This window comes from Gordonia heveisoli (assembly GCF_030315745.1).
Lineage (GTDB): Bacteria > Actinomycetota > Actinomycetes > Mycobacteriales > Mycobacteriaceae > Gordonia.
This window is the reverse complement of the sequence record NZ_JASXSH010000004.1, coordinates 234,036-250,170: the sequence shown is the minus strand read 5'-3', so window position 1 is coordinate 250,170 and position 16,135 is coordinate 234,036. Positions and strand designations below refer to the sequence as shown.

Below are 16,135 nucleotides of genomic sequence, written 5' to 3'. Positions count from 1 at the left end.
CCTCTATTTTCATAAACCCCCCACCCCCCGGGGGGGGGGGGGGGGGCCCCCGCGCCCGCCGCATCGGTCACGAATCCGCTACTTCAGGCAGGCGCCGGCATCGACCGGGAGCTGCACGCCGGTGATGTACCGCGACTCGTCTGAGGCCAGGAACAGCACGGCGTTGGCGATATCCTCGGGCTCGACCCACGGCACCGGCAGGGTGTTCATCATCTGCGAGATCGGTGCGAAGTCGTCCGGGCCGGGGTTCTCCAGGTCCGGACGGAACATGCCGTAGGTGGCCTCATTCATGATCATCGCGGTGTTCACCTGGGTGGGGTGCACTGAGTTGACGCGAATATTGTGCTGTGCCAACTCGATTGCCAATGTCTTCATGATCCCGACGACACCGTGCTTTGCGGTGACGTAATGGCCGCAGAACGGGTAGGACTTGATGCCGCCGACCGAGCTGGTGAGCACGATCGAGCCGCCGCGGCCACCGGCGACGATGTGCGGGATGGCCGCCTTCGCGGTGTGCCAGACACCGGTCATGTTGACGTCGATCATGTCCTGCCAGGTCTTGGTGTCCATATCCTCCAGGGACTGGCCACCGGTGGCGATGCCTGCGTTGGCGGCGACGATGTCGAGTCTGCCGAACTGTTCGACACCGGCGGCAACGACGTCGGTGAGGCCCGCGAGGTCACGAACGTCGACCTTGGCGGTGAGGACCCGGCGGTCCTGCGCCTTGACCAGCTCCGCGGTTTCGGCGAGGTCTTCCTCGCTGGACAGCGCGAACGGGACTCCGTCGATCGAATCGCAGACGTCGACCGCGATGATGTCGGCGCCCTCCGAAGCCAGGCGGACCGCGTGGGCACGGCCCTGGCCGCGTCCGGCGCCGGTGATGAAGGCGACCTTGCCCTCGACTCTTCCGGTCATGGGAATACTCCTTGTGGATATCGGTTTCAGGGGGTCAGAACGTTGCGGGCAGGGTGTCCCACCCGCGTACCGTCGAAGTCGGGGACAGCGAGGCCTGCGGGAGGTCGACCTCCCATTCGGGGAAGCGTTTGAGGATCTCCTCCAAGGCGATCCGGCCCTCCAGACGTGCCAGTGCCGAGCCCAGGCAGTAGTGGGTGCCGACACTGAAGGTCAAGTGCTGCTTCGCATTGCGGTGGATGTCGAAGACGTCGCCGTCGGGTGCGTACTGTCGGTGATCGCGATTGGCAGCGCCGATGAGCATCATCATGACGCTGCCCTCGGGAACCTGCTTGCCGTGCAGCTCGATGTCGCGAGTGACATATCGCGCGACATGGGGTGCGGGCGGCTCGAAGCGCAGCAGTTCCTCCACCGCGTTCGGGATCAGCTTCGGGTTCTCGACAAGCTGCCTGCGCTGGTCGGGGTGTTCGGCGAGAACCTTTCCGGCCCAGCCGATCAGGCGTGTGGTCGTCTCATTTCCGGCGCCCGACACGACGTTGACGTAGGTCAGCAGCTCGTCGCGGGTGAGCTGGCGCACCGTACCCGTCTCGTCCTCGAACTCGACGTTGAGCAGTTCGGTCATGATGTCGTCGGACGGATGCTCGGCGCGCCAGTCGATGTAGGCGCCGAAGATGTCCCCGCTGACCATGCCTTCCTCGGCAGCCTTCATCGGCTTGCCCTCTTCGGTGCGCATCTGGTCGTTGGCGAAGTCGCGGATCGCTTCCTGATCCTCGTCGGGGATACCCAGCAGCATCCCGATGACCTTCATCGGCATCTGTGCGCCGATGTCCTTGACGAAGTCGATTCGGCCGGTACCGACGAGCGGATCGAGGGCGGCCGCACAGAACTCGCGGATTTGCGGCTCGAGTCCGAAGATCTTGCGCGGGGTGAACATTCGCGCAAGAAGTTTGCGGTGGATGTCATGGATCGGCGGATCCTCGAAGATCAGCACGCCGGGCGGGATGGCGATGTTGGCCTTGATCAGCTCCAGGATCGCTCCTCGGGATGAGCTGAACGTCTCCCAGTCGGTCAGGGCGTTGTTGACGTCTTCGTAGCGGCTGAGCGCGTAGAAGTCGTGCTCCGCGTTGTAATACAGCGGAGCCTCCTCGCGGAGCGCTTTGAAATACGGATAGGGATTGGCGTTCAGCTCGACGTCATAGGGGTCGTATCGAACGTCGCTCGCCTTCGCACTTGTCACAGGACTGCTCGTCACAGGTTTGGGCCTCTCGCGCGGACTGCGTATTGCGTGGAACTCGTCTGGCGCCGGAAAGGTTCTAGAAGCCGGCGCGCCCGCTCAGTGTGAAGCAAATACTTCGTCGCCGCAACTATCACTCTTCAAGAATGAGAGGCGTATTCTCGCTGGTGATGGAGCGGGGTCGGCCGGACGCGGTCGAGGATGTGCGGTGGTCGACGTGGTGGACGGTGACCGCAGGGTGCGGCGTGAACGTCGTATCCGACCTGCAGATTCGCCGATCTGGTCGGGTTCGGGTTCGGGTGAGTGGGACGCTTGGTTGTATCCCAGGTCACATTTCAGCTAGCTTGATTCTCAATCGGCGAGAATGGCATTTCCAGAGGGAGGGACCATGGGCACGCGCAGCGTTGCAGCGGCTCGGCGCCGGCGGGTCGATCGCCGCGTGGGAGGCCCGACGGACGGATACCGGGACATGGACGGGTACCGCGACATGGACGGGTACCGGGACCGCGTGGCAGCTGTCCGCCGGCCGGCGAATGTGTGCCGATGACGGCGTCGGGGGTCAATCGGGGAATTCCGGCGGTCACCGGCCAGCTGGCCAGGTACGCGTCGGGGCCGTTGCGCGCGGTCGGCGGTCTGTTCATGATGGGCGCCGACGCGTTCAAATTCGCCTTCAAACGCCCATGGCAAGGGCGAGAGTTCTTGGAGCAGTCCTGGTTCGTCGCCCGTGTGTCGCTGGTTCCGACTCTGCTGGTGGCGATTCCGTTCACCGTGCTGGTCAGCTTCACCCTCAACATCCTGCTGCGCGAGCTCGGCGCCGCCGACCTCAGCGGTGCCGGCGCGGCCTTCGGGGCAGTCACCCAGATCGGCCCGATGGTCACCGTGCTGATCGTCGCGGGGGCAGGAGCCACCGCGATGTGTGCCGACCTGGGTTCACGCACCATTCGGGAAGAGATCGAGGCGATGGAGGTGCTCGGCATCAACCCGGTCCAGCGGCTGGTCACGCCGCGGGTCCTCGCGTCGGGCCTGGTGGCGCTGTTGCTGAACAGTCTGGTCTGCCTCATCGGCGTCGGCGGAGGCTATGTCTTCTCGGTGTTCGTCCAGGGCGTCAACCCGGGGGCGTTCGCAGCGGGCATCACCCTGCTCACCGGGACACAGGAGGTGATCATCTCGCTGATCAAGGCCCTGGTATTCGGGCTGATCGCAGGGGTGGTCGCCTGCTACCGGGGACTCATCGTGACCGGCGGCGCCAAGTCGGTGGGTAACGCCGTCAACGAGACCGTCGTCTACGCGTTCATGGCGCTGTTCGTGGTCAACGTGGTGATCACCGCCATCGGCGTCCAGTTGACGGCGAGGTGAAATGTCATGTCGATACTGTCTTCTCAGTCCCCCAGTGTCCGGTTCCCGCGGCTGGCCCGGGAGATCCGCCGACCCGTCGGGGCGCTCGGTCGACTCGGTGACCATGCCGTCTTCTATGTACGTGCGCTACGCAGCGTGCCGCATGCCGCCATCCACTACCGGCGGGAGACGATCCGCCTGATCGCCGAGACCAGTATGGGTTCGGGCAATCTGGCGCTGATCGGCGGCACGATGGTCATCGTCGGGTTCCTGACCCTCGCGACCGGCGGCATGCTGGCGATTCAGGGCTACAGTTCGCTCGGTGACATCGGTATCGAGGCGCTCACCGGCTTCCTCGCCGCATTCATCAACGTGCGCATCGCGGCACCGGTGATCGTGGGGATCGGCCTGGCCGCGACCTTCGGTGCCGGCGCGACCGCACAGCTGGGTGCGATGCGCATCAGCGAGGAGATCGACGCCCTCGAGTCGCTGGGAATCAACCCGATCGCCTATGTCGTCGGTACGCGTATCTCGGCCGGCATGATCGTCATCGCGCCGTTGTATGCCATCGCACTGATCGCCTCGTTCGCGGCCTGCCGTTTCACCACGGTGTTGCTGCTCGGCCAGTCGTCGGGTCTGTATCAGCACTACTTCACCACCTTTCTGAATCCGCTGGATCTGGTGTGGTCGTTCGTGCAGGCATTCGCGATGGCGCTTTTGATCTTGTTGATACACACGTACTTCGGGTACTACGCCCGGGGTGGTCCGGCGGGGGTGGGCGTCGCGGTGGGAGACGCGGTCCGGACTTCACTGGTTGCCGTGGTGCTGGTGACGCTGCTCGTGGCGCTGGCCATCTACGGTTCCAACGGCAACTTCAATCTGTCGGGCTGAGGGGCGCATGTCGAACGGAGTCATCCGGCCACTGGCCGGAGCGGGGATGGTGTTGTTCGTCGTGGGGCTGGTGGCGTTGACGGCCGCCATGTTCACCGGCGCGACGACGAGCTCGGATACGGTGCGTGTGGTTGCTCCCCGTGCCGGCCTGGTGCTGGAGCCGGGCGCGAAGGTGCAGATGCGGGGCGTGACGGTCGGGCGGGTGGCTCGTATCGAATACGACCAACCGGGTAGTGCCACCATCGAGTTGGCGATCGAGCCGGATCAGATGAAGATGATCCCACAGAATGTGCGGGTCAATATCGCGGCGCCGACGGTGTTCGGGGCGAAGAGTGTCGAGTTCGTCAGCCCGCCCAGCCCGTCTGCGGATCCGTTGCAGGACGGCCAGGAACTCGGTACCGAGGATGTGTCGATCGAGGTCAATACGGTCTTCGAGGAACTGACGCAGGTACTGTCCCAGATCCGGCCCGCCGAGCTCAATGCCGCGTTGAGTGCCATCTCCACCGGATTGAGCGGGCGCGGTGACCAATTCGGGCAGATGCTGACCGACCTGAACGGCTACCTCGGCACCGTCAACGGTGGTCTGCCTGCGATGCGGGCGCTGCTGCGCACCACACCGGAGGTGATGAAGGTCTACGCCGACACCAGTGCGCCACTGCTGCGCACCGTCGAACACGCCACCCGCATCAGCGACACCGTCGTCACCGACGAACAGAAGCTCGATGCCTTCCTGACCAGCGTGATCGGTCTGTCCAACACCGGAAACCGCATCCTCACCGACAATCGGACCAAGCTCGCTCGCACCGCCTCGGTGTTGGTCCCGACGCTGGCCCTCACCGACGAGTATCGGCAGGCACTGACCTGCACGCTGAACGGCTTTGCCTGGCTGTCGAATTCGTCGCCCGCCGATGTACCCGGACTCGGACTGTCGGCCAACTTCCTCTTCGGCGTCGACCCGTACCGGTACCCCAAGAATCTCCCGAAGGTCGCCGCGAAGGGCGGACCGCAGTGTTCGGTACTCAACGTCGGGTTCCAGGAGAAACCGCCGTTCGTGGTCACCGACGTCGGGGCCAATCCGTTCGAGGAGGACCGGCGCACGGTCAAACTCAACGTGGACAGTCTGCGCCAGATGCTGTTCGGCCCGATTCCGGATGGAGCGCCGCGATGAAACGTGTCAGTGCCGATGCCGTGAAATTCGGCGTGTTCACACTGGTGATGCTGCTGGTGGCCGGGGTGCTCTTGGTGGTGTTCAGCGACTTCCGCTCCGGCGATACGGACTCCTATCATGCCGAGTTCACCGATGTCTCCGGGTTGCGCTCGGGTGACTCGGTCCGGATCGCCGGCGTCCGCGTGGGCACCGTCGACGAGGTGGACCTCGGCGACGACCAGCGTGTGCGGGTGACCTTCGACGTCGACCAGGGCATCGCCATCCCGGTCGACGCAGGCGCCGCGGTCCGCTACCTGAACCTGGTCGGCGATCGCTTCCTGGAGATCACCGCCGGGCAGTCGACCGCACCGCTGCCCGCCGGTGGTGAGATCCCCGCGGCGCGTACCAAACCCGCGCTGGACCTCGATGTGCTGCTCGGCGGGCTCAAGCCGGTCATCGACGGCCTGCAGCCGCAGCAGGTCAACGCGCTGAGTTCGTCGATCCTCGACATCCTGCAGGGCCAGCGGGGCACGGTCTCGGCCCTGTTCGAGGGCAGTTCCTCACTGTTCACCACCCTGGGTGAGAATGTCGGCGTCATCGAGAAGGTGATCGTCGAGCTCAAGAAGGTCATGGTCACCCTGAACTCGAACGGGGAACGATTCGGTGAGTCGATCGACCGACTTGACGCGGTGATCGCCGAACTGTCCCGTCAGCGCGATCCGATCGGGGCGGCGATCACCGCCCTGGACAACGGAACCGCCTCGGTCGCAACGTTGCTGACGCAGGCCCGTCCGTCGTTGGCGGGCAGCGTCGATCAACTGTCGCGGCTGGCCCCGGCACTGGCCAGTGACCTGCCGAAATTGGACAAGGCGCTCCATCGGGCTCCCGGCAATATGCGCAAGCTGGTGCGCACCGGCACCTACGGCAACTTCATCCAGTACTACGTCTGCGCGGTGACCGTTCGGGTGTCGGATCCGACCGGCAAGGTCATCGTGTTGCCGTGGGTCGAGCAGACGCACGGGAGGTGCGCGGACGATGTATAAGTACCGCGGCAGCGGATTGGTCCGATTCGGTTGTGTCGGACTGACACTCATCGTGATGGTGATTCTGGTCGGACTGAACGCGGCGAAGTTCAGCGGGTGGATGACCTCGAACACCTTCCAGGCCGACTTCGAGGAGGCCGCCGGCCTTCACGCCGGTGCGGTGGTCATGGTTTCCGGAGTTCGAGTGGGCACGGTGTCGAAGGTCGAACTCGTCGACGGCAATGCGCGGGTGAGCTTCTCGGTGGACTCCGACACTCGGCTCGGCGATACGACGACCGTACAGATCAGGACCGGATCCCTGCTCGGACAACGGGTGGTGACGGTGGTGCCGTCGGGCCCGGGGATGCTCGGCGCCGACGATGTCATTCCCGTGACCCGGACGTCGTCGCCGTACTCGCTGAACGAGGCGGTCAACGATCTGACGACGAACACCAAAGGCATCGACACACAGTCGCTGAACAATTCGCTGAAGATCCTGACCACCACGTTCAACGATGTCGCGCCAGATCTCAAGCCGACGTTCGCAGGCCTGGCCGACATCGCCCGAGGCCTCAACGAGCGTGACTCGTCGCTGCGTGAACTCCTCGGTGCGACCGGCGATGTCAGTGCGCTCATCGCCGCGCGGGCAGGCAAGATCAACGCGCTGATCCTCAACGCCAACCTGCTTTTCGACGTACTCGTCCAGCGCCGACAGGCGATCTCGTCGCTGCTGGTCAATACCTCCGTGGTGGCCAAGGAACTGACGAAGGTCGTCGCGGACAACGAGAAACAGCTCGGGCCGGCGCTCGACGCACTCAACGCGGTGGCCGCCATGCTCGAACGCAACAAGAAGAACATCTCCGAGACGCTGCCCGGTCTGACCAAAGCCTCTCAGACGCAGGGTGAGGCGGTGTCCTCGGGGCCGTTCTATCAGGCCTACGTGGCGAACCTGATTCCCGGTCCGCTACTCCAGCCCTTCATCGATCAGGCTTTCGGCATCGAACCGAAGTCGCATATACCGCTCCCGGGAGCTCCGTGATGTCGAGACACCGAATGCTACAGATCGGGGCGGCTGCGCTACTCGTGGTCATCGCAGTCTCCGGGGCGGTGCTCGGCTACCGCCATCTCACCAAGCCGACCCGGATCAACGCCGTCTTCACCTCGGCGACCGGCATCTACGTCGGCGACGACGTGCGGGTCGCGGGGGTGGCGGTTGGCAAGGTCACGGCCATCGAGCCACAGGGCGAGACGGTCCGGATGGAACTCGATGTCGATCGGGGGATCAAGATCCCCGCCGATGCTCGGGCGATCATCATCGCGCAGAACCTGGTGGCCGACCGCTTCGTGCAACTGGCCCCGGCGTACGCCACCTCGGGTCCGGTGCTCGCCGACGGCGCCACCATCCCGCAGTCGCGGACCGCGGTCCCGGTCGAGTGGGACGAGGTGAAGAAGCAACTGGGCAAGCTGGCCACCGATCTCGGTCCGGCGAACGGCATGTCGGAGAGCACCGTCGGGAATTTCGTCGCCGCCGGCGCGAATGCGATGGAGGGCAACGGTGCGACGTTGAGTGATGCGCTCCGGCAACTCTCGGCGACCGGGAGAACTCTGTCGGAGAACAGCGGCAACATCTCCGCCACCATCCGCAACCTGCAGACCTTCGTCACCGCGGTCAGCGACAGCGGTAGCCAGATCGTGCAGTTCGAGAATCGACTGGCCTCGTTGTCGTCGGTGCTCGATGGCAGCCGCTCCGATCTCGACGCGGCGCTGACAAATCTGTCCAGGGCGGTCACCGATGTGCAGAGATTCGTGATCGCCAACCGGGACAAGGCTTCCGAACAGGTACGCAGGCTTGCCTCGGTGACTCAGGTGCTGGCCGATCAACACGACGACGTCGAGCAGCTATTGCACGCCTACCCGACGAATATGTCGAACTTCTACAACATCTACAACCCCGACACCGGTACCGAGCAAGGTGTCTTCACGGTGAACAACTTCTCGAATCCGATCCAGTTCATCTGCTCGTCGGTGGCAAGTATCGAGAACCTGACCGCTGCCGAGGGCGCCAAGCGATGCCGCGAGTATCTGGGGCCGATAGCCCCATTGCTCAGCTTCAACTATCTTCCGGTGCCGCTGAATCCGGTACTCGGACCGACCACGGTCGACCCGAAGCACAACCTCATCTACTCCGAGCCCTCGCTGGTGCCGAGTACACCTGCTGCGCGGACCGCACGCGATCGGCGTGAGCTGTTGCTGCCCGGTCAGCGTCGCTCGGCCGTCGCACCCCAGTCCCGGGCACCCCGCACACGGACACCCCACACAGGTGCACCGCGATCGACGACCAAACCGACGCCCACCCGGCCGGGAGGACCGCGATGACCATGAGCCGCAACCGCTCCCGTTCCGTCTGGGCGGTGATAGCGCTGCTATGCGTCGGTCTGCTGGCCACCGGATGTAGCTGGAACGGAGTCAATTCGGTGGCGCTGCCGGGGACCGTCGGCACCTCGTCGCAGGACTTCTCGATCACCGCTGAGATCGAGAACGTCGGTACGCTGTCGCAGAATTCGCCGGTCATGATCAACGATGTCGAGGTCGGCAGCGTGGGACCGATGCGGGTGCGCGGATGGCACGCCGAAGTCGAGTTGCGTCTGCGGCAGGGCACGGTGGTGCCCGCGAATGCGGTGGCGAAGGTGGGGCAGACCAGCCTGCTCGGATCTATGCATATCGCCCTCGACCCGCCCCCCGGCGTCGCACCCGCGGGCCGGTTACCCGCCGGCGCACGGATACCGCTGAACCGCTCGTCGTCCTATCCGTCGACCGAGGAGACGCTCGCTTCGGTCTCCTCGGTGGTCAACGGAGGCGGGCTCGGCCAGCTCGGCGGAATCATCAAGGAGCTCAACGACGGTTTCGGTGGTCGAGAGGGCGACACCCGCATGTTGCTGAGCAACATGACCAAATTCATCGGCACGCTGGATCGCCAGCGCGACGATCTGGTCGCGCTGCTCGATCAGACACGGCGCGTCAGTACCGGATTCGCCGCGCAGGACCAGGTGATCGAGCAAGCGCTGCAGCGGATTCCGCCCGGACTGGCGGTGTTGCAGGCGCAGATGCCGAATCTGACCCACGCCCTCGACCGGCTGCGGGTCTTCAGTAACACCGCCACCGGCGTCGTCGGCGAGGTGACCGACGACCTCGTCGCCGACCTGCAGCATCTGGAGCCGACCCTGCAGGCCCTGGCCGATGTTGGGTACAAGATCGACTCGGCCCTCGACTACGCTCTCGTCTTTCCGTACGGACAGAGCGTGATCGACCGTGCGGTGCGCGGCGACTATATGAACCTGCACGCCACCGTCGATCTCACGGTGCCGCGCATGCGTCGCGAACTGTTGCTCGGGACCCCGTTCGGAGACCCCGACGCGACGGTGCCGTTCGCACCCGAGGACCCGGGCTACAAGCAGCAGCCACGCCACGATCCGCTGTTCGGACCGCTGGCACAACCCCGGCAAGGTGGCCGATGATTCTCTCCAAACTGGTCAAGGCCCAGCTGGCGATCTTCACCGTCGTCGGGTTGATTGCCTCGTGGATGATGTTGTTCACCTATATGCAGGTTCAGGCGCCGTTGGGGATCGGCCGAATCAATGTCACACTCGAATCCGAGGTGACCGGCGGCCTCTATCGATTCAGCAATGTCAGCTATCGCGGCGTCGACGTCGGGCGGGTGACCGCGGTGGAGCTCACCGACACCGGGGTGCGGGCCACACTGTCCATCGACAGCGATGAACGTATCCCGGCCGATCTGGACGCACAGATCCGCAGCATGTCGGCGATCGGTGAGCAGTACGTCGATCTGCGACCGCGAACGTCGAGTGGTCCCTACCTGCAGGACGGTTCGGTCATCCGGGCGGAGAACGTGGCGACTCCGGCGCCGGTGGCGCCGATGCTGGAGAAGCTCAACGCACTGGTGACGAGTATCCCGAAGCAGCAACTGTTCACCCTGGTCAACGAGTTGAACGAGGGACTCGGCGGGCAAGGGTATGACCTGCAGAGCCTGCTCGACTCAGGCTCGACGATCTCGGCCGAGATGAACACCGTGGCGATGCCGACGCGAACCTTGATCCACGATGCGCTACCGCTGGTCGATTCTCAGATCCAGAGCACCGATGCGATCCGGATCTGGACGTCGAGCCTGGACCGCGTCACCGGCCAGCTGGTGACCAATACGCCGCAGGTGCGCAAACTACTCGCGGACGGACCGGGATTCGCCGACGAGGTGACCAAAACGCTCGACTCGGTCAAGCTGACACTGCCGGTGCTGCTGGGCAACATCACTTCGGTCGGGCAACTGCTGGTGACCTATAACGCGGGCCTGGAACAGGTGCTGGTGCTGCTGCCCCCGGCGATCTCGATGATCCAAGCCGTGCAGCCCAAGAACAACGGCACGCTGTGGGGCCTCGGCGACTTCCGCGTGAGCGGCATCTCGGATCCGCCGGCCTGCACCGTCGGCTTTCTGCCGCCGTCACAGTGGCGGCCACCGGAGGACGTCAGCACGATCGACACCCCGAGCGATCTGTATTGCAAACTGCCGCAGTCCAGTCCGCTGGGCGTGCGCGGTGCGCGCAACATCCCCTGTGCGAACAAACCGTGGAAGCGCGCACCGACGGCCAAGATGTGCAACAGCGACGAGGAGTACCGTCCGCTGGCGCAACGCCAGCCGCTGATCGGTCCGTATCCGCGCGATCCGAACCTCGAACGACAGGGCATCTACCCCTCGTCCTACGGGGCAGGCGGCGATGGCGGGCCGACGGTGATGGCCGCGCAATACGATCCGGCCGACGGCAGCTATGTCGGTCCGGACGGAAAGACCTACCGGCAGACCGACCTTGGCCGGCCCCGGCCGGAATCGTGGCAGGGCATGATGCCGCGCTGATCCCACCCGGGGTCTCAGCGCGAGGTCACCACGAGTTCGACGCCGTCCGCGACCATGTCAGGTTGCGGGCGCGTCGGCGTGGGTGCGGCAATCGAAATCGCAAGAATAGGGTGAATCCCGACAGCAGTGCACCCCGGCCTCGGTGTGAGGGCGGGGTGCGAGGTGCGCTGGCCGGATGGCGCTACACCGGGTCGAAGTTGCTGATGCGCCAGGTGCCGTCGACCTTCTGTAAGGAGACCCGGACGCTGCTCGAACTGTCCTCGGCGTCGGGCTTGACCCGGCTGACCGTGGATTGATTGACGAAGGCCAGAACCTCGGCATGGTCGGCGGAGATGCTGGAGACGGCCGAGCGGACGACGGTCGCCGTGGTGGTGATGCCGTTGCGGGTGGCGGCCGGCTTGACCACCTTGTCGGTGAACTGCTGATAGTAGGTGAGGAATTGGCCGGTCAGATGGCTCTTCGCGCGATCGAAGTCGGCGTCGAGGGTCTTCGGCGAGTAGGAAAGGATGGCGATGGTGCCGTCCTTCGCCGCGCCGACGACCTCGCTCACCGCCTCGGTGTCGGTGGCCTCGTCCTCACGGAAGACGGTGACATAGCTGGTGACCGCAGCTGCGACGCTCGCAACCATCACCGTGGCCGCCACGAACGGGACCGCGCGTCCGCGCAATTGTTCACGAGTGATGTGTCGCCGCAGTGCGGAGAACCACCCGGCAGCGAGATCTCCTGTACCGGAAGAGGTTCCGCCTTCGTCGTCCGACGCCACTGGGCCCGAGTCGACATCGGTGTCGATATCGTCGGCAGCTTCTTCATCGGCATCGGTAACGGTGTCGACGTCTGTGTCGACCACAGGGTCGTCGGTGTCGGTGTCGGTGCCCTTCGCCTGTTCGCTGGTCATGGTACGAAATCCACCTTCGAGATCTTCTTGGTGCCGTTCACGTCCTGAACGGTGACGCGTAGCCGCCACATGCGCGGTTCCTGCTGCGCGCCGGCGGCATTGGTGACGTCAGAGGTGGCCGAAACCAGAATGACGGCAGTGTCGCCGCTCAGGGACTCGACCGCGGTTCCGGTCACTTTGCCCTTGGTGGTCACCTGGGACTTCTCGATGACCGATGCGAAATCCTTCGAGCGGTTCTTGAAGTCGGTGTAGAACTCTCCGGTGGAGCGGTCGAGGACACGCTGAACGTCGCGCTGCGCATGGGTGAAATCGAGTGACGTGATGGCGGTGACGCCGAGCGCAGCCGCGTCGGAGAACTCCTGCGCGCGAGTCTGTTCCGCGGTGGCCTCGTGGTGATTCCAATTCGCGTATCCGGTGAATGCGAGGGCCGCGACACTCACCACGGCCATCACCGCGATCGCCACGGCGCGACGACTGGGGCGACGTCGGTCTCGGATGACCGCGGTGGTTCGGGTGGCCAGCCGCCGCAGACGTCCTGGGCGATCGGTGGAGTCGCCAACTGTGTCATCGGCGGTGGTTGCGATCGCGTGCTCCGGCTTCGGCGCGTCCTTGCGCTTCTTCCCGGTCGGCGTAGCGGTATTGCCCGTCTTGCCGCGGGGTTTGTCGGCGGTGGTTTTGTCAGCGGTGGGTTCGCCGCTGGCGGACGCGGTCTCGCCGGGCGCTGTCACCGTGCTGTCTGCGGGCGTCGTCACCGTGCTGTCGTCGGACGTCGTCACCGTGCTGTCGTCGGACGTCGTCGCGGCGGCGCGCTGCCGGTTGGCGCGGGCACGCGCGCGAGCGACCTCGGCTCGGGCGCGTGCGGCGGCCGCTTCGGCTTCGGCCGCGGCGGCCTCGGCCTCCGCCAGCGCGAGCTCGTCGTACTCGTCGGCGATCGCGTCCGGATGGTGCAGGAGAGTCATGGTTGCCCCGGGTCGTCGGTTGCTTGAGAGCGACCCTACCACGCAAGAAAAGACCATAGTCTGGAAATGAGAATGGCACTCTCACGCGGGTGCACAGGCCTCGATGGCATCCACCAGCCCCCACTCGAGCGCGGTTCCGGCATCCAGCACCGCCCCGGAAAGCACCAGGTAGCAGCTTCGCCACCGGCCGATTCGCCGCGGCACACTATAGGTGCCGCCTGCGCCCGGGATGAGCCCGACGCTGAGTTCGGGGAGCCCGAACCGCGCGTGGGGGTCGGCGGTCAGGTGGCCGCAGAAGCTCGCCATCTCCAGCCCACTGCCGAGCACCTGCCCGTGCAGGTAGGCGCGGGTGGAAGTACCCAGGCGGCGGCGGAGCAGGTCGAGTCCGAGCGCCGGGCTGTGCCGGGTGCGAGCGAGGTGTGCCGCCGCCGGGTCGGCGAAGGCGCCGAATTCGGCCAGATCACCGCCGCTGCAGAAGGAGCGCCCGGCGCCGCGCAGGCTGATCGATGTGATCGTCGGGTCGTGAGCGGCGACCGTCAGTGCCTCCAGCAGGATTGCCCGCATCGAGTCGGTGAAGGCGTTGTGGCGATGCGGGCGGTTGAAGGTGATGTGCAGGGCGCTCCCCGCGCGGCGGTAGAGCACGGGCGGGGTCTGGGTTGGCGGCTCGATGCGGACGGGTCCGCGCTGATCGGCCCAGCGCCGGAACTCGGAGCCAGACTGCAGCGTCGAGTACGCCAACGACTCGGTGACGAGTGCCCGGCGAGGGTCGCCTGCGGTGTCCACGGAGGCGAAGACGTCGGCGTTCACCGCTGCACTCACCGGGGCGGCTGCGATGCGAGCGGTCAGGTCGGCAACCGCGACGTCGATGGAATCGACACGAACACAACGGGGATCGCTGGTCGGCCGTTCGGTCAGGGTGAACGACGCGATGTCGAGCCAGTGCGTGGAGGCGAGCCTCTCGGGGTCGTCGGCCACGGCGACGACGGGTGGCGCGAGCGCGGTTACCGAGGGCAGTTCCAGGTCGGCAGGGGCGTCCGCGTCGACAACACGGATGACATCGGATGCGGCGGTCATCGGGACGCGATTCGGCTGATGCTCACACCTATGTCATACCGCCCGCGCGGAATCGGTGTCGAGATGTTGCGAACCGATCCTCAAAGTTGTTTCCGGCCAACGGGACGCGTGGTGGACACCGACCGGGGTCGGTCATAGCGTCGGCGCGCAGCGGTCCGAAATCGCCGGACCATCTTCATCACATCAATCCTGAATACAGCGAAGGGGACGACATGTCGGTTCAGTCGGTATTGGACGAGCTCCGGGGGATCCCGGGTACGGGAGAGACGATCCCCATCGTCGACCCGGTCACCGAGGAACAGATCACCGAGTTCACCGATTGTGGCCCCGAGGCGATCGACGCCGCGGTGTCGCGGGCCAAGGAGACCGCGGAATCCCGCGTCTGGTCGGGAGTGCCCGACTACGACCGTGCGCGCGTGCTGTGGAAGATCGCCGATCTGATTGACGAGAATGCCGACCTGCTCGCCGATCTGGAGTCGGTCAACGCCGGAATCCCGGCATCGCAGGCGAAGGTGATCACCCGGGTCGGTTCGGAATGGTTCCGCTACTACGCGGGCTGGTGCACCAAGATCGACGGCATCGCCCGTGACGTCAACACCGGTGGCCTGACCGGCGTCGAGTCGCATATGCACGCATACACCCTGCGTGAGCCGTATGACGTTGTGGGCTTGATCTTCCCGTGGAACGGCCCGGTGTTCAACTACTGTGCCAAGCTGGCCCCGGCACTGGCCGCAGGGTCGAGCACAGTGGTCAAGCCCGCCGAGGAAACCCCGCTGTCGGCGCTCGTGCTGACCCGCATCCTGCATGAGGCCGGCATCCCCGAGGGAGTCGTCAACCTGGTCAACGGATACGGGCACACCGCCGGTGCGCAGATCACCGCGCACCCCGACGTCGACAAGGTTGCCTTCACCGGCTCGACCGAGGTCGGCCGCGAGATCGTCCGGGCGTCGGCCGCCAGCAACCTCAACAAGGTCACCCTCGAACTCGGTGGCAAGTCACCGGTCCTGATCTTCGACGACGCCGATCTGGACATGGCCATCGCGATGGCCGGATTTGGATGCTTCCTGCACTCGGGCCAGGTGTGCATGCTGGGTTCGCGGATCTTCGCGCAGCGAGGTGTCTACGAGCGCGTGGTTGCGGGTATCGCCACCATCGCCGACAACCTGCAACTCGGCGGTCCCAAGGACGAAGGTGTGATGATCGGCCCGCTGATCAGCGAGCGCCAGCTCAACCGGGTCATGGGCTACCTCGACCAGGGACGCGCGGACGGCGCCGAACTCGTCACCGGTGGACATCGCCTGGATCGCAAGGGCTACTTCGTCCATCCGACCGTCGCGACCAACGTCGATCCGGCGACCAGCCGACTGTTCCAGGAGGAGATCTTCGGTCCGGTGGTGACGATTCTGCCGTTCGACGACGAAGACGAGGCCATCGCACTGGCCAATGACACCGCCTACGGTCTCGCGGGCACGGTGTGGACCCAGAACCTCGGGCGTGCACACCGACTGGCCAAGCGGCTCAAGGCAGGCACCGTCGGTCTGAACTGCCAGTTGCAGTTCGACCATTCGATGCCGTTCGGTGGCTACAAGCAGTCCGGTTGGGGCTACGAGTCGGGCAAGGCCGGTATCGACACGTACCTGCAGTCCAAGACGGTCTGGGCACAGATGTAGTTCGTCTCGGACGCGATCCACGAGAACGCCGTCACCGGATATCCGGTGACGGCGTTCTCGTCGTGTCTGTCT

General features: G+C 65.2%; 14 protein-coding genes. 9 read left to right on the top strand and 5 right to left on the bottom strand.

What is annotated here, in order from left to right; translation table 11 throughout:
* Positions 1-78: 78 nt before the first annotated feature.
* Together QSJ18_RS05670 and QSJ18_RS05665 are read right to left on the bottom strand one after the other, a co-directional pair.
* On the bottom strand, positions 79-915 hold the full coding sequence (locus QSJ18_RS05670; RefSeq protein ID WP_286325306.1) for a mycofactocin-coupled SDR family oxidoreductase: 837 nt from the start codon (positions 913-915) through the stop codon (positions 79-81).
* Between the two features lie 34 nt (positions 916-949).
* Complete coding sequence (locus QSJ18_RS05665; RefSeq protein WP_286325305.1) at positions 950-2,149, bottom strand: cytochrome P450; 1,200 nt, start codon at positions 2,147-2,149, stop codon at positions 950-952.
* Between the two features lie 540 nt (positions 2,150-2,689).
* Between QSJ18_RS05665 and QSJ18_RS05660 the strand changes: the two genes are divergently transcribed.
* Genes QSJ18_RS05660 through QSJ18_RS05625 form a run of 8 tightly spaced genes read left to right on the top strand, consistent with a single transcriptional unit; the run spans position 2,690 to position 11,465 of the window.
* Positions 2,690-3,502 (top strand): MlaE family ABC transporter permease, encoded by an 813-nt coding sequence (locus tag QSJ18_RS05660; RefSeq protein ID WP_462475988.1) that lies wholly within the window; start codon positions 2,690-2,692, stop codon positions 3,500-3,502.
* Positions 3,503-3,508: 6 nt separating this feature from the next.
* The gene (locus QSJ18_RS05655; RefSeq protein ID WP_286325304.1) at positions 3,509-4,372 is read left to right on the top strand and encodes an MlaE family ABC transporter permease; all 864 of its coding nucleotides are present in this window, start codon (positions 3,509-3,511) and stop codon (positions 4,370-4,372) included.
* A 7-nt stretch (positions 4,373-4,379) separates the two neighbouring features.
* A complete protein-coding gene (locus tag QSJ18_RS05650; RefSeq protein WP_286325302.1) occupies positions 4,380-5,540 on the top strand; it encodes an MCE family protein in 1,161 nt (386 codons plus the stop codon).
* On the top strand, positions 5,537-6,562 hold the full coding sequence (locus QSJ18_RS05645) for an MCE family protein (RefSeq protein ID WP_286325301.1): 1,026 nt from the start codon (positions 5,537-5,539) through the stop codon (positions 6,560-6,562). The genes QSJ18_RS05650 and QSJ18_RS05645 overlap by 4 nt, the downstream gene beginning before the upstream one ends.
* The gene (locus tag QSJ18_RS05640; protein ID WP_286325300.1) at positions 6,555-7,580 is read left to right on the top strand and encodes an MCE family protein; all 1,026 of its coding nucleotides are present in this window, start codon (positions 6,555-6,557) and stop codon (positions 7,578-7,580) included. Before QSJ18_RS05645 ends, QSJ18_RS05640 begins: the two co-directional genes overlap by 8 nt.
* Positions 7,580-8,917 (top strand): MCE family protein, encoded by a 1,338-nt coding sequence (locus QSJ18_RS05635; RefSeq protein ID WP_286325298.1) that lies wholly within the window; start codon positions 7,580-7,582, stop codon positions 8,915-8,917. Before QSJ18_RS05640 ends, QSJ18_RS05635 begins: the two co-directional genes overlap by 1 nt.
* A gap of 2 nt (positions 8,918-8,919) precedes the next feature.
* A complete protein-coding gene (locus QSJ18_RS05630) occupies positions 8,920-10,056 on the top strand; it encodes an MCE family protein (protein WP_286325297.1) in 1,137 nt (378 codons plus the stop codon).
* Complete coding sequence (locus tag QSJ18_RS05625) at positions 10,053-11,465, top strand: MCE family protein (protein WP_286325296.1); 1,413 nt, start codon at positions 10,053-10,055, stop codon at positions 11,463-11,465. The genes QSJ18_RS05630 and QSJ18_RS05625 overlap by 4 nt, the downstream gene beginning before the upstream one ends.
* 181 nt (positions 11,466-11,646) lie before the next feature.
* On the opposite strand, the gene QSJ18_RS05620 is transcribed toward QSJ18_RS05625, so the two are convergent.
* The 3 genes from QSJ18_RS05620 to QSJ18_RS05610 all read right to left on the bottom strand — a co-directional run bounded on the left by QSJ18_RS05620 (position 11,647) and on the right by QSJ18_RS05610 (position 14,393).
* A complete protein-coding gene (locus tag QSJ18_RS05620) occupies positions 11,647-12,360 on the bottom strand; it encodes a hypothetical protein (protein WP_286325295.1) in 714 nt (237 codons plus the stop codon).
* Positions 12,357-13,319, bottom strand: coding sequence for a hypothetical protein (locus tag QSJ18_RS05615; protein WP_286325294.1), 963 nt, complete (start codon positions 13,317-13,319; stop codon positions 12,357-12,359). The genes QSJ18_RS05620 and QSJ18_RS05615 overlap by 4 nt, the downstream gene beginning before the upstream one ends.
* Before the next feature lie 81 nt (positions 13,320-13,400).
* A complete protein-coding gene (locus tag QSJ18_RS05610) occupies positions 13,401-14,393 on the bottom strand; it encodes an enoyl-CoA hydratase/isomerase family protein (RefSeq protein WP_286325293.1) in 993 nt (330 codons plus the stop codon).
* A gap of 212 nt (positions 14,394-14,605) precedes the next feature.
* On the opposite strand from QSJ18_RS05610, the gene QSJ18_RS05605 reads away from it, so the two are divergent.
* A complete protein-coding gene (locus QSJ18_RS05605) occupies positions 14,606-16,063 on the top strand; it encodes an aldehyde dehydrogenase family protein (protein WP_286325292.1) in 1,458 nt (485 codons plus the stop codon).
* The last annotated feature ends 72 nt before the right edge of the window (positions 16,064-16,135 follow it).